This window comes from Fructilactobacillus sp. X7R4C1, from assembly GCF_059901115.1.
The window spans coordinates 217,888-239,141 of sequence record NZ_JBWXVD010000002.1 but is presented as its reverse complement, the minus strand read 5'-3'; the positions used below and the strand labels follow the sequence as shown (position 1 = coordinate 239,141).

General features: G+C 36.5%; 21 protein-coding genes and 1 pseudogene. 17 read left to right on the top strand and 5 right to left on the bottom strand.

From position 1 onward, the window contains the following. Window positions 1–25: 25 nt before the first annotated feature. From dnaJ to AC6UC9_RS03220, 3 genes are all read left to right on the top strand, one after another. Window positions 26–1,171, top strand: a complete 1,146-nt coding sequence (dnaJ, locus tag AC6UC9_RS03230; protein WP_500693833.1) for a molecular chaperone DnaJ — start codon at window positions 26–28, stop codon at window positions 1,169–1,171. Between the two features lie 115 nt (window positions 1,172–1,286). Next, on the top strand, window positions 1,287–3,125 hold the full coding sequence (lepA, locus tag AC6UC9_RS03225) for a translation elongation factor 4 (RefSeq protein WP_500701128.1): 1,839 nt from the start codon (window positions 1,287–1,289) through the stop codon (window positions 3,123–3,125). Window positions 3,126–3,154: 29 nt separating this feature from the next. After that, a complete protein-coding gene (locus AC6UC9_RS03220) occupies window positions 3,155–3,640 on the top strand; it encodes a GNAT family N-acetyltransferase (protein WP_500701127.1) in 486 nt (161 codons plus the stop codon). An 812-nt stretch (window positions 3,641–4,452) separates the two neighbouring features. On the opposite strand, the gene AC6UC9_RS03215 is transcribed toward AC6UC9_RS03220, so the two are convergent. Then, window positions 4,453–4,722, bottom strand: coding sequence for a hypothetical protein (locus AC6UC9_RS03215; RefSeq protein ID WP_500701126.1), 270 nt, complete (start codon window positions 4,720–4,722; stop codon window positions 4,453–4,455). Window positions 4,723–5,016: 294 nt separating this feature from the next. On the opposite strand from AC6UC9_RS03215, the gene pnuC reads away from it, so the two are divergent. Continuing rightward, complete coding sequence (gene pnuC, locus AC6UC9_RS03210) at window positions 5,017–5,781, top strand: nicotinamide riboside transporter PnuC (RefSeq protein WP_500701125.1); 765 nt, start codon at window positions 5,017–5,019, stop codon at window positions 5,779–5,781. A gap of 44 nt (window positions 5,782–5,825) precedes the next feature. Here pnuC and AC6UC9_RS03205 read toward each other — a convergent pair whose 3' ends face one another. Next, a complete protein-coding gene (locus AC6UC9_RS03205; protein ID WP_500701124.1) occupies window positions 5,826–6,608 on the bottom strand; it encodes a DNA/RNA non-specific endonuclease in 783 nt (260 codons plus the stop codon). Beyond that, window positions 6,605–6,733, bottom strand: a pseudogene (locus tag AC6UC9_RS03200) (sunset domain-containing protein); the annotation flags it as partial. The pseudogene AC6UC9_RS03200 and the gene AC6UC9_RS03205, both read right to left, overlap by 4 nt. Window positions 6,734–7,183: 450 nt before the next feature. Between AC6UC9_RS03200 and AC6UC9_RS03195 the strand changes: the two are divergent. The 10 genes from AC6UC9_RS03195 (at window position 7,184) to AC6UC9_RS03150 (ending at window position 15,197) form a co-directional block, all read left to right on the top strand. Continuing rightward, entirely contained in the window at window positions 7,184–8,482 is a 1,299-nt protein-coding gene (locus tag AC6UC9_RS03195) for a Y-family DNA polymerase (RefSeq protein ID WP_500701123.1), read from the top strand. Then, window positions 8,475–8,789 (top strand): acetyl-CoA carboxylase, encoded by a 315-nt coding sequence (locus AC6UC9_RS03190; RefSeq protein ID WP_500701122.1) that lies wholly within the window; start codon window positions 8,475–8,477, stop codon window positions 8,787–8,789. The genes AC6UC9_RS03195 and AC6UC9_RS03190 overlap by 8 nt, the downstream gene beginning before the upstream one ends. Window positions 8,790–8,809: 20 nt before the next feature. Continuing rightward, a complete protein-coding gene (locus AC6UC9_RS03185) occupies window positions 8,810–9,172 on the top strand; it encodes a hypothetical protein (RefSeq protein ID WP_500693824.1) in 363 nt (120 codons plus the stop codon). A gap of 97 nt (window positions 9,173–9,269) precedes the next feature. Continuing rightward, window positions 9,270–9,656 (top strand): VOC family protein, encoded by a 387-nt coding sequence (locus AC6UC9_RS03180; RefSeq protein ID WP_500693823.1) that lies wholly within the window; start codon window positions 9,270–9,272, stop codon window positions 9,654–9,656. A gap of 152 nt (window positions 9,657–9,808) precedes the next feature. Then, window positions 9,809–10,132, top strand: a complete 324-nt coding sequence (locus AC6UC9_RS03175; protein WP_500701121.1) for a hypothetical protein — start codon at window positions 9,809–9,811, stop codon at window positions 10,130–10,132. A 36-nt stretch (window positions 10,133–10,168) separates the two neighbouring features. Continuing rightward, complete coding sequence (gene prmA / locus AC6UC9_RS03170) at window positions 10,169–11,125, top strand: 50S ribosomal protein L11 methyltransferase (protein WP_500701120.1); 957 nt, start codon at window positions 10,169–10,171, stop codon at window positions 11,123–11,125. Further along, a complete protein-coding gene (locus tag AC6UC9_RS03165) occupies window positions 11,126–11,869 on the top strand; it encodes an RsmE family RNA methyltransferase (protein WP_500701119.1) in 744 nt (247 codons plus the stop codon). It abuts the gene before it with no gap. Window positions 11,870–11,875: 6 nt separating this feature from the next. Then, window positions 11,876–14,101, top strand: coding sequence for a RelA/SpoT family protein (locus AC6UC9_RS03160; protein ID WP_500701118.1), 2,226 nt, complete (start codon window positions 11,876–11,878; stop codon window positions 14,099–14,101). Window positions 14,102–14,107: 6 nt separating this feature from the next. Then, window positions 14,108–14,563 carry a D-aminoacyl-tRNA deacylase gene (gene dtd, locus AC6UC9_RS03155; RefSeq protein WP_500701117.1) on the top strand — a complete coding sequence of 152 codons (456 nt, stop codon included), beginning with the start codon at window positions 14,108–14,110 and terminating at the stop codon, window positions 14,561–14,563. A 1-nt stretch (window position 14,564) separates the two neighbouring features. Beyond that, window positions 14,565–15,197, top strand: a complete 633-nt coding sequence (locus AC6UC9_RS03150) for an HAD-IA family hydrolase (RefSeq protein WP_500701116.1) — start codon at window positions 14,565–14,567, stop codon at window positions 15,195–15,197. On the opposite strand, the gene AC6UC9_RS03145 is transcribed toward AC6UC9_RS03150, so the two are convergent. Both AC6UC9_RS03145 and AC6UC9_RS03140 read right to left on the bottom strand, forming a co-directional pair. After that, window positions 15,186–16,034: a fructosamine kinase family protein gene (locus AC6UC9_RS03145; protein WP_500701115.1), complete on the bottom strand. Its 849-nt coding sequence runs from the start codon at window positions 16,032–16,034 to the stop codon at window positions 15,186–15,188. The genes AC6UC9_RS03150 and AC6UC9_RS03145 overlap by 12 nt on opposite strands. 13 nt (window positions 16,035–16,047) lie before the next feature. Continuing rightward, a complete protein-coding gene (locus AC6UC9_RS03140; protein ID WP_500701114.1) occupies window positions 16,048–16,899 on the bottom strand; it encodes an N-acetylmuramoyl-L-alanine amidase family protein in 852 nt (283 codons plus the stop codon). 348 nt (window positions 16,900–17,247) lie between these two features. Between AC6UC9_RS03140 and aspS the strand changes: the two genes are divergently transcribed. The 3 genes from aspS to AC6UC9_RS03125 all read left to right on the top strand — a co-directional run bounded on the left by aspS (window position 17,248) and on the right by AC6UC9_RS03125 (window position 21,231). Beyond that, window positions 17,248–19,026, top strand: coding sequence for an aspartate--tRNA ligase (aspS, locus tag AC6UC9_RS03135; protein ID WP_500701113.1), 1,779 nt, complete (start codon window positions 17,248–17,250; stop codon window positions 19,024–19,026). Between the two features lie 101 nt (window positions 19,027–19,127). Next, window positions 19,128–20,006 (top strand): YitT family protein, encoded by an 879-nt coding sequence (locus AC6UC9_RS03130; protein WP_500693813.1) that lies wholly within the window; start codon window positions 19,128–19,130, stop codon window positions 20,004–20,006. Window positions 20,007–20,163: 157 nt separating this feature from the next. Beyond that, window positions 20,164–21,231, top strand: coding sequence for a CDP-glycerol glycerophosphotransferase family protein (locus AC6UC9_RS03125; RefSeq protein WP_500695603.1), 1,068 nt, complete (start codon window positions 20,164–20,166; stop codon window positions 21,229–21,231). The last annotated feature ends 23 nt before the right edge of the window (window positions 21,232–21,254 follow it).

Genomic DNA, 21,254 nt, shown 5'->3' with positions numbered 1-21,254 from the left:
ATTATTTGAGCTTGGAGGCGAACTAATGGCTAATAAAGATTATTACAAAGTATTAGGCGTGGACAAAAGCGCCAGTGAAGATGACATTAAGCATGCCTATCGAAAATTATCAAAAAAATACCATCCAGATATTAATAAAGCTCCAGATGCAGAGGCAAAGTTTAAGGAAATAACCGAAGCATATGAAGTTTTAGGTGACAAAAAGAAACGAGCCAATTATGACCAGTATGGTTCAGCTGATGGTCCCCAAGGATTTGGAGGCTTTGGTGGCGGAGCCGGTGCTGGTGCAGGCGGACAAGGTGCCGGATTTGGTGACTTTTCTGATATTTTCAATGATATTTTTGGTGGTGGCGGAAGACGTCGTCAAGCTGACCCAACTGCACCACGTCGTGGACGAGATTTGCAATATCAGATGACACTTACATTTGATGAAGCTGTTTTTGGGACTAAAAAGACCATTAAGTATAATCGTGAAGAAACTTGTCCGACCTGCCATGGCACTGGGGCTAAGCCCGGGACTAAACCAGAGACTTGTTCTAACTGTCATGGAAGTGGTTATGTTACTAAAACGGTTAATACCCCGCTCGGTCAGATGCAGACCCAGGAACCATGTCCCGTTTGTGGCGGCACTGGAAAAGTAATTAAAGAGAAGTGCCCAACCTGCGGCGGTACTGGAAAAGTTGAGAAACAACATTCTCTTGAAGTTACGGTCCCTGCTGGTGTTGAAGAGGGACAGCAAATGCACATGCAGGGTCAAGGTGATGCCGGTGAAAATGGCGGTCCTTATGGTGACTTGTACGTGATCTTTAGAGTTCTTCAAAGCAAGTACTTTAGAAGAGACGGATCTACCATCTATTTTGATCAACCAATTTCATTTGCCACTGCTGGTTTAGGTGGAGAAATTAAAGTTAAAACCGTTCATGGTGACGTTGATTTGAAAATTCCTGCAGGCACCCAGACTGGGACGGTCTTCCGTTTAAGAGGAAAGGGTGCGCCTAAACTTCATGGAAATGGTAATGGTGACGAAATGGTAAAAGTTAAGGTTCAGACGCCAAAAAAACTTAACTCTAAACAAAAAGTTGCTTTACAAGCTTTAGCTGAAGCTAGTGGTGATACTAATGTTGAAGAAGGCAAGAATTTCTTTGATAAAATGAAAGATGCTTTTAAATAAACAAATAAAGGAGCGGTTTAATAACCGCTCCTTTATTTGTTTGTTATACATATATCGGGTTGTTATAATAATAGTAACGACTTGGACGAATTAATAATGAAAGTAGGAAAATATCGTGGATTATAAAAAAATGAAGGAAAAGCAACGTCGGACGAGAAATTTTGCTATTGTTGCTCATATTGATCACGGTAAGTCAACTTTAGCCGACCGAATTTTGGAGTTGACTGACACTGTTTCTAAAAGGGACATGCAAGATCAAATTTTGGATAATATGGATTTGGAACGGGAACGTGGAATTACCATCAAGTTAAATGCGGTTGAGTTAACTTATCATGGTAAGGATGGGATTGATTATGTATTTCATTTGATTGATACTCCCGGACACGTAGACTTTTCTTATGAAGTTTCTAGAAGTCTGGCTGCTTGTGAGGGTGCCTTACTGGTTGTTGATGCCACTCAAGGAGTTCAAGCCCAAACCTTAGCTAACGTTTATTTGGCTTTGGATGATGATCTTGAAATTATTCCTGTCATTAATAAAATTGATTTGCCTTCAGCAGAGCCCGAGAAAACTAAAAAAGAGATTGAAGATGTGATTGGATTGGATACCTCTGATGCGGTTGAGATTAGTGCCAAGACTGGACTCGGGGTTGAGAACTTATTAGAGGAAATTGTTAAAAAAATTCCTGCTCCTGAGGGAAATATTGAGGGTCCGCTCAAGGCGTTGGTTTTTGATTCAGTTTACGATGATTATCGGGGCGTAGTACTAAGTGTTCGTTTGTACGATGGTGTCGTAAAGCCTGGAGATCAAATTCGCTTGATGAACAGTGGAAGTGAATATGAAGTCACAGAAGTTGGTGTTAACTCGCCGAAGCCACTTCAACGAAAGTACTTAATGGCTGGGGATGTGGGATACATTACTGCCAGCATTAAAGATATCGCTAAAACGAGAGTTGGCGATACAGTTACTGACGCAAACAATCCAACTGATAAAGCTCTACCAGGATACCGTGAAATGATTCCCATGGTTTATGCTGGATTGTATCCAACTGATAATGCGAAGTTTGGTGATTTAAGGGAAGCACTTGAAAAACTTAAATTAAACGATGCTTCACTTGAATTTGAGCCGGAATCGTCTGAAGCACTGGGCTTTGGATTTCGTTGTGGGTTCCTTGGATTACTTCACATGGACGTGGTTCAGGAACGTCTGGAACGTGAGTTTGGGCTGGATTTAATTACTACGGCTCCATCAGTAACTTATCATGTGGATTTAAATGATGGAAGTACACTTGAAGTGGAAAATCCATCTGAAATGCCGGATGTATCAGCAATTAAGGATATTAAGGAACCATTTGTTAAGGCTAGTATCATGGTGCCAAACGATTATGTTGGTGCTGTGATGGAAATGTGTCAAGATCGACGTGGTCAGTTTGTCACGATGGAGTATCTAGACGATGCCAGAGTGAATGTCATTTATCAAATGCCATTATCGGAAATTATTTTTAATTTTTTCGACAAATTAAAATCAAGTACGCATGGTTATGCATCACTTGACTATGAATTATCTGAGTATCGACAAAGTGATCTAGTTAAAGTGGATATTCTATTGAACGGTGATAAGGTCGATGCTTTAAGTTTTATTTCCCATAAACAGTTTGCTGCCGGCCGAAGTCGTGAAATTGTTAAAAAACTCAAGAGTATTATTCCAAGACAAAATTTTGAAATTCCAATTCAAGCAGCAATTGGCGCTACCATTATTGCTAGAACTAATATTAAAGCTTATCGAAAAGATGTGACGTCTAGAATTCATACTGGTGACCCTGATCGAAGAGCGAAGTTACTTGAGAAGCAAAAACGTGGGAAAAAGCGGATGAAAGCGGTTGGAAAGGTTGATATTCCTCAAGAAGCCTTCATGGCTGTCTTACAAACTGATGAAGACCAAAAAAGCGACAAATAGTAGTTGCCGCTTTTTTGATACTAACAATTATGGGTTATAATAAGTTAAATTTGATGATTGGAAGTGAATATATGTGGATGGTAAAGTCATTTGATCAATTAACTTTGAACGAATTATTTGATATTTATCAACTGAGATGCGAAGTGTTTGTAGTAGAACAAAAGATTACTTTGCAGGATATTGATGATAATGACAAGAAGGCATGGCATGTTTTTTTGCTTAACGATCAAAATCACGTTATTGCTTATGGTCGAATATATAAACAAGATTACTATATAACTTTTGGAAGAATTGCTGTTTCTGCCGAACAACGTGGGAAACATTTGGGAACAAAATTAGTTCAAAGTGTGATGAGGGTTATTAAAGAAAAATATCCTCATAAAGAGATTATTATTGAGGCACAAAAATACGTTGAAAATTTATATGCTTCATTTGGTTTTCGACCAGAAGGAGAAGTTTTCATGGAGGGAAATGTTGAACATGTAAATATGGCCCACGAACCGCTTTTTAAATAATAATTATGATATTTTAAAAATTAAAATTTATTATTTTATTTAGTACTAAAAACCACTATTATAGAATAGTGGTTTTTTAGTTTAAATGATATTATTCTTTCCGTTAATTGTTAATAAATTTCATGAAATGCCGGTATTATGATTATGAAAATCATTAGTTAATGTTATGGATTACACAATTGGATTGAGTACACTAATGAAGTGATATGACTAACTTTTCCAACTATCAAACGAAAGGGTTCTTTGTTTTTAATTATGAATTGCCACTATTAATCCCGTTGTCATGGGTGTTAAGATATGTGATATGGGAAACAATATAATTGTAAAAATTTCTTAGAAAAATTTTTTATAAGATAAAAATTGCTTTATGATTAGTCTTTGTGTTCTCTTATAAGGAGTATATTTTGATATTTTTTACTTATATACTTGATTAGTAACAGCTAATATAATATACTGTAAAAGTAAGGTAAAGATTAAAGAATTCACGCCAGGGGATTTGAATGTACAAAAAAAGCACTCAAATAGAGTGCTTTCTACGATTAGAGAGGTTCAAGAACTGTAGCATAGTTATGAGAAGTAACAATCTAATAAGTAAAGATCTATGAAATAAAAGAGCACACGTGTCTAAGACTAATAAGCAGTAGGAGTGGAAAGCCTTAGCTGATGTGAATGTTGAGAATGTGACAGAAATTTATTACCTCTCTAATCTACACTCTATATTTAATCACACTTTACGAAATTTTACCAGGGAATTCTCATAATTATGATGCTTATTTACCAAAGAAGTACTATCTGTTAGGTAGTACTTCTTTTTATTTTGGAATTGCCATGAACACAACCGTATTATTTGATGGGAATGAGTTCTTTTCACCGAATTCATCAAAGGAAATACTTTCACCAGGAGCTCCCAATTCATGTTTAACGTCTTTCGTAATGGTTAAAAGATGTTCATGATCACGATCAATATCGTCAAGGGTGACGGCGTCTAATTCTACTTTTTCACCAGATGGCATTTTTACGGTAACTTTTCTAAGATCATGAACTCCATCGGCTTTGATTGCAAATGGGACATTTACTAGCATGTTATTTCCTCCTTTATACTTCATTATTCATTATACATATTTTTTGTTTGCATTTACAATATCTTTTATATTTTATAAATGATACATTTACCTTAATTTGTCACACTTTGAATTTTTTTATCAATTTCTCTCTTAGGATCGAATAAAAAATGAAGCTATAAAAATAAAAAAATTTTTTTATGGACCAATGTTGGGCCAATTTATAAAAGTTAGGGTTGTTAGTAAATTTGTTTAGAGATTATAAGTGTGTAATGATGAAAAGTGAATTCAAATTTGTCGAAGGGATGATTATTTATGTCAGAGAAAAACAACATTGCGGCTTATGACATATTAAAGCCTAATTGGTATGTCAATCAGATGAAAGGTTGGAGCTTTAAAAGTTATTTGTTGCTCCTATTTGGTTTGGGAGTAATTGCTGGATCAACTGTCACACAACCACTTTCGTTTATTGCGATTATGACGATGTTAGCGGGGATGCTCGGATTTACTACTACCATTTCAATTACTAATACGAAACCATTAAATGGAATTTTTGGTTTGATTAGTGCTTTGATTTATATTTACGTCGCATTCACTGCTAAGAATTACAATGATATTATTCTCCAAACTACATACATTGTACTTTTGGATATTCCGGTCTTGTTAATTCCTAGTTGGGCTACTAATGTTGATGAACATATTAAGAAATTGACTGTTAAGGGTAACCTTAAAAAAACGTTTATGAATTGGGGGTTGACAGCTCTTTTCTTTGTTGTAGTATTAGGAGTTTTATATGCCTGGGAGCATGGATACAGTGACAGCCCTCGTCCTTTTGTAGATAGTTTTGCGGCCACAATTGGAATTACTGGTGCTTTACTTACGACTTTAAGGTTTCGAGATACTTATTATTTCTGGCTTGCCCAGGGGATTTTCTCGATTATTCTGTGGGGCATTACTGCATATCAGGGTGGTGCCAATTGGACGTTATTCTTAACTTACATTTTGTACTTATGTAATGACTTGTTAAGCTTCTTTGACAAAAACATTGCATGGTTCCATACGAAACCAACCAATCATTAATATTTAAATTGAAAGGACAGTGACTAGATGGTCACTGTCCTTTTTTATGATTTGGTACTGTATCCAGTTTGATAATTAATATTGTATCCTGGCTCGACGTTAAAAATGTACACGTTAAAGTGAATTTGATTACTTCCGACTGATTGGGCTCTCATTTGGATACCACGACTAAGTAATTCATTATTTCGATAAATCGGAGTGACCTGATATCTAACGTAGTTATTTGGATTTTCTTTTAGATAAGTAGCAATATCATCCTCATGATAAAGCATTAATGGGGAATTTAACGTTCTTGTCCCAGTTATTAAGTTTTTGGGATTATTGTTTTCACCACATAGTTGGTAACCAATCAGATGACTTCGGTTATATAACCAACCACTGTTGGTGTGTTTATTGTGCCATCCAGTGGGATTAAAGGTAAGTGGTTCACGTTTCTTAGTGGGCATTGTTTTAACGTTTAACATACCGTTAGCATCGGTGGCTCGGTTAAGATGATCAAGGTTACTAAATCGTAACCAGGGGCGTTTATTATGCAATTCTTCAGTAGAAAAATTAGGATTATTGTGATCAACTTCTACTTCTTGATTTCCGTCGTAATTTAAATCACTTAATTTTAAATCTGGTGCATGTTTCAATTGGTATTGAAGTTTTTTAAGTTTTGATTTTTTAGTGTCAAGTTGCCCTTGAAGTTGATTAATGCTTTTTTCAAGTTGCTGGGTATTTTCATTATCATGAAGGCTTTTGTGTTCGTTTGAATTGGTTTGTTGTGAACATCCAGCAAGTAATAAGGATAATATTATGATTGGAAATAGTAGGAACTTTTTCATCGTTTAGCCCTCCGATATCCAGCTGCTTGTGCGTCTGCCTCCGAGTTAAAGTAGATGATGTTTTGGCTGTTCATGTTGTAACCAGTTTGGCCGGGGACATGATAAATGTGTGAATTTTTATTTCCAACGACTCGCTGAGCGTTTGAAGTATTGATGTCATTGCTATTACTTTGATTTTGATGCTTTGGTGTAGGTCTTGTTTTTAAGGCATCGGGGTCGACTGTTTTGACATTTGAGACTGGGTTAATCGATACATATCTACTGTTTAGATCATTTTCCGTATGATTGATCTGTTTTGATAGTTGTTGATTCTGTTCAATGAGTGCTTTTTTCTGGGAAATTAATTCTGATCTACTAGATTTTGAAGCAGACAGAATTACTGCCGGAGTAGTGAATAGTAATGAGGTACAGCCGATTAATATTATTGCTTTCTTGATTCGATGCATGGTTATTATGCTCCGTTTCTACTTAATATAATTAGAATATCATAAAAAATAAAAGCAAAAAATTATATTTACAAAGCAAATGAAAGATAGTAATATTTAATACGAACAGATGTTCGGGTAGGTGATATTTTGAATTATGATGATGAACCTCATGGTGTTTACTTTTTCATTGATAATAAGTCTTTTTATGCAAGTTGTGAGAGTGTTAAACGTGGACTTAATCCACTTCGTTCGATTTTGGTGGTTATGTCGGAACAAGCTAATACAAATGGCGGATTAATACTGGCAGCTTCTCCTATGGCAAAAAAGTTATTTGGGATTAGCAACGTTAGTCGTCAGCGTGATCTTCCTGACGATGAGAGGTTGTTGATTGTTCCTCCACGAATGAACTTATACATTGAAAAGAATCTACAAATTAATGATATTTTTGCTGAATTTACCGATGAACATGACATTTTGCCATACTCAATTGACGAGTCATTATTGGATATGACTCATACTTGGAGGTTGTTTGGTAGTAGTTTGAGGGAAGTGGCTCTTAAAATTCAAGAGGAGGTCAGAAGCCGTTTAGGACTGTATACAACGGTTGGGATTGGTGACAATCCCGTTCAAGCTAAGCTAGCGTTAGACGTTTATGCGAAGCATGATTACGACCTGATTGGTGAGATTCATTACGAAGATGTTCCTGATAAGATTTGGAATATCAATAGATTAACGGATGTTTGGGGAATTGGAAAAAGAACAAAAGTCCATCTAAAGCGACTTCATATTAATAATATGTATGAATTGGCGCATGCTAACCCGTATCTGTTGAAAGAAAAAATGGGAGTCATTGGATTACAGCTATTTGCCACTGCATGGGGAATTGATCGAAGTAACTTGAGACAACCCCTGCATGCTAAAGAAAAAAGTTACAGTAATTCTCAGGTACTTCCACGTGATTACGTTAAACGGGATGATATTGAAGTTGTTATTAGAGAAATTGCGAGTCAGGTTGCTTCACGAATTCGTAATCATGGACTGCAAGTCGGATGTGTGACGTTATGGGTTGGCTTTTCTTTTTCAATAAAACAGCTTACTGGTAGCAATGGTTTTTCTCAGTCAATGAAAGTTGAACCAACAGATGATGATCATGACCTTGGTCGTTATTTAATTGAATTGTTTGAAAGAAACTGGCACGGTGAAGTTGTGCGAAATATTGGAGTTGACTACAGTCATCTCTCAAATAAGGTTGGAGAACAATTAAACCTATTTAAGGATAATCAAAATATGATTAAGCAAAATGTGTTAAATAAAACCGGTGATCAAATTCGAAAACGGTTTGGTAACACGGCTTTATTAAATGCCAATAGTTTGTGTGTCGGTGCTACCGCAATTTCAAGATCTAATTTGGTCGGCGGACACAATGGAGGCAATTCTTATGAGTAATGATGTGATTTTTATTGGGAATCAAGTTTTATCCCATATTAATCATCTATTTTTGCGAATTCCTAAGACTCGCTACTGGATGATGATTGTTAATAACACTTTTGATAAAGAGTACAATTGGTTTTTGAGTTCTAAGAAGAAGTATCAACAGGAGCGATCGCAACCAATCTATGTTATTTCTGATTACGACTTGGAACTTTTAGAAAAGATAGTTAACTATGTAACTGAATATAACCTGTTAACCATTTATTATCGTAATTTTGATGACATGGTTTGGCCTGATTCACAGAAGAAAATTCAAGATTAACTTAAAGTTAGGAGAACGTTATGAACGAAGAAGCTGTACATGATTTTTTTAAGTTTGATTATCATGATCGTGGGATTAAAAAATGGCAGGGTTATTTTTTATCAGATCATACCAGTAAACTAAATCAAATAAAGAAAGAAAAGGATAATGAGCAAACCAGAAAATTAGATGATCAGATGGATCACTCAAAAATTGATGAAATTCTGCAAAAATCGTTTGTCAGTCGACTGAGAGTGGAACTACAGTATGCTTATTATGACAAAAACGAACTAAAAGTGGAACAAATTATCGGTAGGATGAAAGGGTATTATAAGAACTTAGTAATTGTGGGAGACCAAATTCTTAAATGGAATGAAATTGTGAGTGCTAAATTAATAAAATAAACTAGGATGATGGCTTTATTATTTATCATTAATGTCTTACAATGTAGTTGTTAGAGATTTCACATATGGTGAAAAATATATCATAAGGAGAATTATTATGGCACTTAGTAATTACTTTACCGGCATCCAACATGTTGGTATTCCAGCAAAAGATTTAGATGAAACGATTGATTTTTATAAGAAGTTAGGTTTTGATAAAGCTGGTCAATTCATGTATCAAGGAAATCGTTGTGCTTTTATGAAGTATGGCAATTTAATGATTGAGACATGGGAGGGCGATCCAGTTGCTGATAAAGATGGCGCTATTAACCATATCTCATTAAACACTACTGATGCTGACGCAGCGTTTAAAGAAGCTAAGAAAATGGGCTTAGATGTTCAGGAAGATGAAATTGATACTCGTCCATTCTGGGATAAGGGAATCCGTTTCTTTAACATTTATGGGCCTAACCACGAAAAAATTGAATTCTGTCAAATTGTTTAGTTTATAGTTTGAATGTTTATATTAAGACGTGGCGATACACGTCTTTTTGTTTGCTGGAAGTTAGATGCTTGCCAATTAAATATATCTCCATTATGATATAGACTAAAGGTTTTAAGAACGAGTTTTATTAAAAATATGAGAGGAGGATGAATATGTTAGATCAAACTAAAAGATTTTTGCGCGATCAAGGATATCATTACAAAAAAACATATATCAGACCGTTAATTACTCCAGATAACGTCTATGTATTTCGCTTCGGTAAAGATAATTTAAATAATCGGCTCATTATTCGTTATGGCCATGGATGGACAGGGCGACAAAGAATTAAGGAAATTGATCTTCGATTGCATAAACAAAAGCATCCTCGGATTTTTAAGACAGAACGAGGATTGCTTAAGTATTTGGCTGGTCATTTGAAACAACACGAGCAGAAGCTTAAAAAAATTGAGGGCAATAAAAATAATGCATCCAATTAACGGGTGCTTTTTTTATAAAAAGAATGAGGGATAACAATGAACTTAGTCGAGATTTCAGTTGAAACCAGTCACGAAGCAGTTGATGCGGTCGCTAATATTTTAATGGACTTTGGAGCAAATGGAGTTCAGATTAATGATAGAAATGATTATGAGGTTTTAAAACGAGAATCTAATTGGGATCAGTATGAATTGGGAGATTCTAAAGCTGATAACGATCTAGTTAACGCTAAAGTAAGTGCTTATTTTCAGGATGATATTGAGGTAGATGCGACCGTAAAAAAGATTCATGAAAAAGTTGCTGATTTAACGCGGTTCGGTTTGAATCCTGGTAAAAATGTGATAAATGTTCATGATGTAAAAGATGAGGATTGGGCGACATCCTGGGAAAAGTATTATCATCCAGAACGGGTGACACGATTTTTAACCGTTGTCCCAAGTTGGGAAGACTATGATGTCAAAAGCTCTGACGAGTTGATGGTAAAATTAGACCCTGGAATGGCATTTGGAACAGGCACCCATCCTACTACTAAACTTGCCATGCAAGCACTTGAGATTGTTATTAGAGGAAAAGAAAGAGTGTTTGACGTTGGAACTGGATCTGGAGTGCTATGTATTGCAGCGAGGAAACTTGGTGCTGGCAATATAAATGCTTATGATGTCGATAAGGTGGCCGTTAAATCAGCTGAAAAAAACATTGAATTAAATTCTGGGATGAAGGGAATCAACGTTAGTGTTAATAATTTGTTAAATGGAATCGATGAAAAAGCAGATATTGTGGTAGCTAATATTTTAGCTGAGATTATCATTCCGTTAATCCCGCAAGCAGAACAATGTTTAAATGAAGGTGGCGTGTTCATTACTTCCGGTATTATTGCCGATAAATTAGAGCTAGTGATTGACGCGCTAAAAAAACATCATTTTAAGGTTGATCAAGTTTTAAGTATGGATGATTGGCGATCAGTAATTGCAAAGAAAGATATTGAGGTTAATTAATTGCAACACTACTTTTTAGATAAGCCACTAAAAGTGGGTCAAATTGTTAAACTTCCAAACGATGTGACACATCATTTTGTTGGGGTTATGAGAGCAAAAGCTGGAACCAAGGCTGAGTTTGTTTCTAGTCAAAATATTATTTATATTGGGGAATTAGTTGATGAAACGGCCTCAACAATTAAGATTGTTGATGTAACTAGTCAAAATACTGAACTTCCGGTTAAAGTAACGATTATTTGTGGAATCCCGAAGGCGAGCAAAGCCGACCTCATCACGCAAAAGGCAACCGAAATGGGGGTCAGTGAGATTATTTTTGTGCCTACTGAGTGGTCAATTGCTAAATGGGGGAATAAGGCACCGAAGAAGATTAAGAGACTTCAAAAAATCGCTCAAAGTGCTGCCGAACAATCTCACCGAAATGTTATTCCAATGGTGAAGTACATCGATTCAATCACTACGGTAAAAAAACTTAGTAGTGATCAAAAAGTTGTGGCCTATGAGGAATCGGCTAAACAGGGTGAAAACAGTAAATTGTATGAATGTGTGTCGAAAATGAAGCCTGGCAAAAGCTTGACCGCTTTTTTTGGACCTGAAGGTGGAATTTCACTTAAAGAAATCGAACAATTAAAGCAAGATGGTTTTGTGCCCGTCGGATTAGGGCCGAGGATTTTGCGAACTGAATCAGCACCTTTATATTTTTTATCAGCCGTTTCAACTATATTAGAATTAAAACAAGGTGAGTAGGATATAATGTCGAAAATTAAAGAATGGACACCACAAGAAATCTTTCGTGATGCTTCTGAGTATCTTGATGATAGTGATGTTCAAATGATAAAAAAAGCATATAAATTTGCCAAAATTGCTCATGAGGGGCAAGAACGTGCTTCTGGGCAGCCTTATATTAATCATCCTGTTGAGGTGGCAGGCATTTTAACTGATCTTCATATGGATGCAGAAACGATCACGGCTGGTTTTCTTCATGATGTGGTTGAAGACACCGGTGCAACGATTGAAGATGTTACTGAACTTTTTGGTAAACATGTTTCATTAATCGTTGATGGAGTTTCAAAGCTTAGTAAGATTAAGTATAAATCGAGTAAAGAACAACTTGCTGAAAATCACCGGAAACTATTACTAGCAATGTGCAAAGACATTCGAGTAATGATTGTTAAATTAGCGGATCGATTGCATAACATGGAAACGTTAGATGCTCTTCGCCCAGATAAGCAAAAGCGAATTGCTCAAGAAACTTTAGATATCTATGCCCCCTTAGCTGATCGGCTCGGAATTGGAACGATTAAGTGGGAATTAGAAGATCTTTCTTTGCGTTACTTAAAGCCTGATGATTATTATCAAATTGTTGATTTGATGAATTCCAAGCGGAATGAGCGAGTGGCATACGTTGATAATGCCGTAAAAAAGGTGCAACAAGCGATTAAGGGGCTGGGAATCAAGGGAGAAGTCTATGGAAGGCCTAAACATATCTACTCCATTTATCGTAAGATGCATGATAAACATAAAGATTTTAAAGAAATCTATGATTTACTAGCTGTTCGGGTGATTGTGAAATCGGTAAAGGATTGTTATGCAGTTTTAGGTGCAATCCACACTGAATGGAAACCGTTCCCAGATCGGTTTAAGGATTACATTGCAATGCCCAAGCCTAATATGTATCAATCGTTGCATACTACAGTTGTTGGTCCTGAAGGTAAACCGCTTGAAATTCAAATTCGAACTGAGGAAATGCATCGAATTGCTGAATATGGTGTTGCTGCTCACTGGGCTTATAAAGAAGGGCAAAAGGACGAAGTTAAAAGTAATAAAAACAATGTTCAACTCAATCTTTTTAAAAAGATCATTGAAATTCAAGAGGAGTCAGAGGACGCCTCTGATTTCATGGATAGTGTCCAAGGGGATTTATTTAGCGACCGAGTTTATGCCTTTACTCCATCAGGTGATGTTATTGAATTACCCAAGGGGTCAATTCCGATTGATATGGCTTACTCAATTCATACGGATGTTGGTAATTCAACCACAGGGGCACGAGTTAATGGTAAATTAGTTCCCCTAGATTATGAAATTAAAAATGGTGATATTGTTGATATTATCACTTCCAGTAGTTCCGACGGCCCTGGCAAGAACTGGATGGGCATGGTTAAAACGCGTCGTGCTAAGCATAAGATTAAGCAATTTTTCAAACGGAGTAGTCATGATGATGACATTAATTCTGGAAGAGAAATACTTGAAAAAGAAATTGTCGATTCCGGATTTGATCCGGCTACCATTTTAACTGATGATAATTTATCCCGTGTTATCAATGAAATGCATTATACAAGTATCGATAATTTATATGCAGCCATTGGGTTTGGTGATATTCAACCTAACGGAGTTGTTAATCGTTTACTAGAACCAGAAAAAGATGAAATTGAGAAGAAAAGACAAAAAGATGCCGAACGTGATGTATTAGAAGGTCATAAAACCATCTCACATGAGAGTGAGGACGCAGAACAAGGAAAGAAACCAGAAGATAACATCAAGATTCAAGGCGTTGACAACCTATTAGTTCATATCAGTCGTTGTTGTGATCCGGTTCCAGGAGATGACATTGAAGGATACATCACCATGGGAAATGGTATCTCAGTTCATAGAAGTAATTGTCCTAACTTAATTCAAGCAAAGAATGGTAATAATCGAATTATTAATCTTAGTTGGCGTAAGACTGATAATAATGTCATTACTTATAGTAGTGATTTAGAGATTCAAGGGTACAACCGAAGTGGTCTTTTAAACGATATCTTAAAACGAGTTAATTCTGCTACTAAGAATTTGAATTCAGTTGAAGGAAAGGTCATTCACGAGGACCTTGTTTCTATCCGGGTCTCTGTGGGCGTAAGAAATATTCAACAGCTAAATCGCATTATTGATAGTGTGAGTGCTGTTCCTGATGTTTATGAGGTTAAACGAACGGAAGGATGAAAAAGATTGAAATTAGTGATTCAACGAGTTAACCATGCAAGCGTAAGTATTGATGGTAAAATAAACGGGAAAATCGGCAACGGATATATGATCTTAGTTGGGGTTACAGATTCCGATGGACAAGATGAAATTGATCATCTTGTTCATAAGGTTGCTCATCTAAGGATTTTTGAAGATGAGAATGGCAAGATGAATTTAAACATCCAGCAAGTTAACGGCTCAATTCTTTCTGTTTCGCAATTTACATTGCTTGCTGACACCAAAAAGGGAAATCGTCCAACTTTCACTGGAGCTGGTAATCCTGAGCACGCTAAACTCATTTACGAAAAGTTTAATGACGCACTCAGAGAGATCGGATTGAAAGTTGAAACTGGCGTGTTTGGTGCCGATATGAACGTTGATTTAGAGAACCATGGTCCTGCCACATTTATTTTGAATTATCAGAAAAAAGGAAAGATTTAACATGACAAATGCAGTTTGGGATTTTGATGGGACACTTTTTAATACTTACCCGTACATGGTGACTTCGTTTTGTAAGGCGTTAGCTGAGAATGGAGTGAGTGATGTTAACTTTGATCCTGAGTCAATCTACGAAGATATGCGAGTTCATTCATTGGGCTCGGCTGAGACCAAATATTGCGCTGAATTTAATCTTAATCGAGATCAATTTCTAAAAGACTATAAAAAGTTTGAAGTTGATGAAGTTATGTTAGCAAAGCCATTTAAAGGGGTTCAATCTGTTTTGTTAAAAGTTTTGGAAACGGATGGAAAGAACGGACTTTTAACTCATAGAGATGACCAAGCATTAATTCTACTTGATCATTTTGACTTAAAAAGACTGTTTACTGGTTTTGTTACCAGCAAACAGTCTTTTAAAAGGAAACCTGATCCGGGGTCTTTGAATTATTTAATTGAAAAGATGAATTTAGATCGCTCTGATACTTTTATGATTGGTGATCGACGTTTAGATGTTGATGCTGGTCATAATGCCGGAATTAAAACCATCCTTTTCGATCCTGACTACGTAATTGTTGAACCAGGAGAACCAGATTACGTAGTTCATGATTTTAACGATATGTTAAGTTTAATTAAATGAACTTAGCACGCCGTCTAATAAGGGCCCAAATGTTTCCCCAAATAATACAACGTGCATTAGTGAGTAATAGAAGCGGTACCAACCGACCCGGTTTTCAAAACCCGGTTCAATTGGATAGGTGTCATTGTAACCGCGGTAGAAATCGCGGTTAAATCCACCAAAGACGGTTGTTACACCAAGGTCATACTCACGGTCGCCAAAGTAGACGTCTGGATCAATCAACATGGGCTCATGATTAGCTGTAAAAATAGCATTCCCAGACCAGAGGTCTCCGTGGAGCAGGCTTGGGATACTGGGATGTTTTGTGTAGTAGTCAATAATTTGTTGTCTCATGACTTGGTAATGTTGGTCTCTGGAATCATTCCAGCGGCCCTTTTCTTTTGCTATTTTTACCAACGGATCAATGCGTTGTTCAACGTAGAATTTTTGCCAAGTATCTTGCCAGGTGTTATTTTTTGGTATTTTTCCAGCATCAAAGTTTTGGTCTAATCCAAACTGATCGTTATGAATTTTATGAACGTTTGCGACCATTTTACCAAGATTGTATTGGTTTCCAGAACCAACGTCAATCCAATCCAGGATTAAAAAGCCGTCACCATCAATTTCACCAGATGCTACTACCGTTGGGACGTTGGCCGCTTTCGATAACAAGTGAATTCCTTCAACTTCATGATCGAAGAATACTTTTCCACGATTAGGCTGGACCTTCATAAAATAAGTTTTATCTGGAGTTTTAACTTGATATGAGTCATTGATGTCTCCGCCTGAAACCGGAGTTAACGATTCAACGTTCTTTAATGGTAATTGAGTAATCCAATCTTGATTTAATTTTTTCATAGTAAACTCCCTTCTAATAAGTCTTGTTTACATAATTATTGATTCCATTGGTTACATCATTTGCAACGAGATTTTGGTAACTAGCATTTTTAATCTTACTAAAGTCATGGTCATTATTAATGTATCCCATTTCGAGTAAAACCGATGGGATTGAGACATCCCTAATCACTAAATAGTTACCAACTTGGACACCACGATTATTAAGGGGAACATCATCCATATTGGAATTGATGTCAGATGCCAGTTGTTTTGACTTTCCTGAATGATAGTAGTAGCTGGTAAATCCACTTGCGGTATTATCGGTACTGGATGAATCAAAATGGAAACTCACGAAGAAATTGGCATGATTATCAGTTGAAAAATCGGGTCGTTTGTATAGACTAACCGTCTTATCTGAATCCCTTGTCATGATAACATGCGCACCACGATTACGCAGCTTATTTGCGACTTGTTGGGCTAGTTTAAGGGTGTAGTTTTTTTCTTTTTGCCCGCTGGTTGATAGTGCACCCGAGTCACTTCCTCCATGACCAGGGTCTAAGACGATGGTTGTTTCTGATAGTTTAGTGGCTTTATTAAGCTTACGATTATTGACTAACCAAGTAGGTACCCAACCAATCTTTTGGTTTTGATATACAACTCTGTACCAGTTGTCTTTTTCACTTAGAATTTGAAGTCTAGTTCCTCGGTTAATGGTTTTGACCGTACGATATTCAATCCCTGGACCGGATTTTATGTCCAGGTTATTAAAGCCAATACTGACATTATTTTTTATTAACATAACTAAAAGGATAATCAAGGTTACGCCCACAATTATCAAAGTAGTGTAAAAACCGCGTTTATTTTTTATGTATAAATTTATATTCATCTTTTCGACCTCATTAATGATACGATTACTCATAATAGTATAACTTTTTGACTTTTTGTTTAAGCATATAATAAAAATATTCACTAGAATCTTGACAATTTATGTGGGTTTTATTAGTCTTAAAGTGATTTAAAATGCTGTTGACGATGAATAGTAACCGTTTAGTGGTCTGAAGAGAACGTCCAAGTGCTGAGAGGGCGTGTCCTAAAAATGGTGAAGACGCATCGAGGTAAAATGAATAAACAAAAGAAACTAAAAAAGGTGGTACCGTGCTAATTGCGCCCTTGTGATTACATGGTGCGCTTTTTTTATGCTTTTGACTCAACTAAATGAGAGGAAGATTAGTACATGAAGCGAACAACGTATGCTGGAAACGTTAACGAGGATTATTTAGATCAAGAAGTAGTCTTAGATGGATGGGTTGCTAAAAAGCGTAACTTGGGAAGTCTTATTTTTATTGACTTACGTGATCGTGCTGGGATCGTTCAGTTGGTTTTTAATGAAAAAAATGGCAAAGAAGCCTTTAAAGTAGCCGAATCAGTTAAAAATGAGTATGTTATCCAGATTAAAGGAAGAGTGGTTGCTAGAGCAGAAAAAGAAATTAATTCGGATATCCATACCGGAAAAGTTGAAGTTGATGTTTCTGACGCTAAGGTTTTAAGCACCTCCAAGCAAACCCCATTTGAAATCAAAAATGATATCAATGCATCTGATGACTTAAGATTAAAGTATCGTTATCTTGATCTTAGACGTCCAGTGATGCAAAAGGGATTATTGATCCGGAATCGGATCTTACAGTCTACTCACAAGTATTTTGACGAGAATGGATTTATCGATATTGAAACCCCTGATCTAACGGTTTCAACTCCAGAGGGAGCAAGAGACTACCTAGTCCCATCAAGAGTATATCCGGGATCATTTTATGCATTACCTCAGTCTCCGCAGCAGTTTAAACAATTACTAATGGGAGCTGGATTTGATCGCTATTATCAAATTGCACGGTGCTTCAGAGATGAAGACTTACGGGGTGATCGTCAACCAGAATTTACCCAGATTGATATGGAAACCTCATTTCTTTCTGCTGAAGAAATTCAGAAAATCACAGAAGGATTAATTAAAAAGGTCATGAAAGATACGGTTGACGTTGATGTTAATTTGCCCTTTGAGAGGATTACTTGGCAGGAATCAATGGACCGATTTGGTACAGATCAACCGGATACTCGCTTTGGGATGGAATTAAAGGATCTTTCGGACGTAGTTACTGAGTCCGACTTTAAGGTGTTTGATTCAGCAATTAAAGATGGTGGTCAGGTTAAAGCCATTGCTGTTTCTGGTGGTGCAGCAAAATTCTCAAGAAAAGATATTGATAAGTACGGTGAATACGTAAAGCGTTTTGGCGCTAAGGGACTTGCATGGATGAAAGTCACTGATGATGGATTTTCTGGCCCAATCGCTAAATTCTTTAAAGATCCAGAAATGGTAAGTAAAATTAAAAAAGCCACTGGGGCAAAAGACGGTGACTTGTTATTATTTGCTGCTGATCGGAGTAAGGTAGTGGCTGATACTTTAGGATATCTCCGGGTTGCCATTGCCAACGAGTTAAATATGATTCCAGAAGACAAGTATAATTTCCTTTGGATTGTTGATTGGCCACTATTTGAATATGATGAGGGTGCTGGGCGTTGGGTTGCTGCTCACCATCCATTTACGATGCCAAATGTAGGTGACGAACATTACCTAAATGATGGAGAAGATCCCCACAAAGCGCATGCTCAAAGTTATGATATTATTCTGAATGGACTGGAGCTTGGTGGAGGATCAATTCGTATTCATACCCGTGATCTTCAAGAAAAGATGTTTAAAGCCCTCGGATTTACTAAGGAAAGTGCGGAGAATCAATTTGGGTATTTCCTTAGAGCATTGGATTATGGTTTTCCACCACATGGTGGTTTGGCAATTGGATTAGATCGTTTTGCTAGGTTATTAGCACATCGTGGTAATATTCGAGATGTAATTGCCTTCCCTAAGAATTCAAAGGCAGTTGAACCATTGACTGGTGCTCCTACACCTGTTTCTGACAAACAGTTAGATGAATTAGGCATTTCAGTTGATAAAAGGGATAATTAAATATTAGCTAAAAGTTGTGGTAACCCCACAACTTTTTATTTTTTTTAAATTTTGGAATGGTATACTAGTTATGAATTTCTAAATGATCAGGGGTTACTTAAATGGACGACGTACAGAAAATTTTAAAGCGACATCAGTACATATCTAAGTTCTCGACCGCCTTCGTGTACGGAATCATGGTTTCAATTGCGATGAATTTCTTTTGGACTCCCGGACACATTTATTCTTCAGGAGTTACCGGTTTTGCACAGCTATTGGATACTCTTACAGAACGGTATTTTCCATTTACAATTTCAGCTGCTTTGGGACTTTTCTTACTGAACATTCCAATGTTTATTTTGTCTTGGAAACAAATTGGTCATCAGTTTACCATGTTTACGTTCGTTTCCGTTGTGGTTGCCAGTGTTATGATCAAAATATTACGGCCACTGACTCTGACAACGGATCCATTGATTTGTGCTATCTTTGGTGGTGCCATTAACGGATTTGGAGTGGGTCTGTCGCTTAAAAATGGGATTTCTACTGGTGGGTTAGATATCTTAGGAATTGTTATCCAACGTAAAACCGGTAAATCAATTGGGACAATTAATCTGATATTCAATACTTTTATCATCTTATCAGCGGGATTCTTTTATGGTTGGCCCTATGCCTTTTATTCAGCAATTGGAGTCCTAGTTAACGCGAAAGCGATGGATCTGGCATATACAAGGCAACAAATCGTGCAAGTAATGGTAGTTACTGATCGTCCTAAGACGGTGGTTGATAGTATTCAAAATCACCTTAGGAGAGGTATTACGATTATTCATAATGCTGAAGGAGCCTATAACCATAAAAAAAAGTCGGTTTTGTTCACCTCAATTTCACGATATGAAATGACCGAATTTGAAGCGGCTTTAAATGAATCTGATCCAGATTCATTTGGAGTGGTTGTGGATGTTGATAAGGTACTAGGGAATTTCTATGAAAAGAAGCGAAAATAGCTTATTAAGTTAGAGTGTCCCGTTTTTTTCTTTATGATATAATGTCTCATTGTAATTATTGAAAATGGTGGTTTAAGTGAAAGTCATGTATACATGGTTAATTAAAATAGTTTCTGCAATTTTTTATTTTCGACCAAAGAAAAATATATATTATGTTATGAGTTTCGATAATAACCTTAGGTTGATTAAACAGATTGCCACTAACACGCCCATTGGACAAGAATTAGTCGTATTATACGAACCCGAAATTGAAGCTGCAGCAACTGATTTGAGTGCCTTTGGAATCAAGACGATTCCCTTTAATGAAAACGCTAAATTTGCGTTATTTACCGTTCCTCAATTAATGTCAGCTCGAGTTTTGTTCTGTGATAATTACTTCCCATTTTTGGCTGGTTTAGTACGACCAAAGAGTAAGATGAGAATTGTTCAATTGTGGCATGCTGATGGTGCCATTAAATGTTTTGGATGGGAAGATCCCACGACCAAGAAAAGATCGTTTTTCGATAGACTTAGATTTCAAAGTGTATACAATCATTTTGATGACTTTGTGGTAGCTTCAAAAGCGATGGGAAAGATCTTTGAACGCAGTTATCATGAAGTTCCTAGTAAAATGAAATATTTAGGCTATCCACGTTCGGATCGATTGTTTAAGGAACGCTGGAGAAGAGTTGCCAGACATCGTGTTTATCAGGTTGCTCCAGAATTAAAGGGTAAAAGGGTCATTTTGTATGCTCCAACATATCGGGATGGCTTAGAGTTTGAACCTCCAAAAAGTATTGGCGAAGCATTGACCGCCGATCCAAATGCGATTACAGTGGTTAAACTTCATCCCTTACTCAGGGATCAGGAAGCACGTATTAGAAAGTTTTCAAACGGAAATATTCGTTTTTATAATCAACTTTCAACGTCTGATTTACTTTCAGTTTGTGACACACTCGTAACGGACTATTCTTCAGTTGCCTTTGATTTTAGTTTATTGCCACAAGCACGATCAATGATTTTCTTTATGTTTGATTTAGAACAATACGAAAAAGACCCAGGAATTCAAAAGGATTTCTTACAGTGGTTACCATCTAAACCAATCACTAAGGTTGATCAGTTGAATAAAGCCATTGTGGATAATCAAAAAATTGATTTTACTAATTTTAATAAACACTGGAACACTTATAATGATGGGTATGCAACCGAACGGGTTATTAAAAAGTATGTTTTACAAAATAATTAGATAAACAGAAAAGGGAGAGTGCT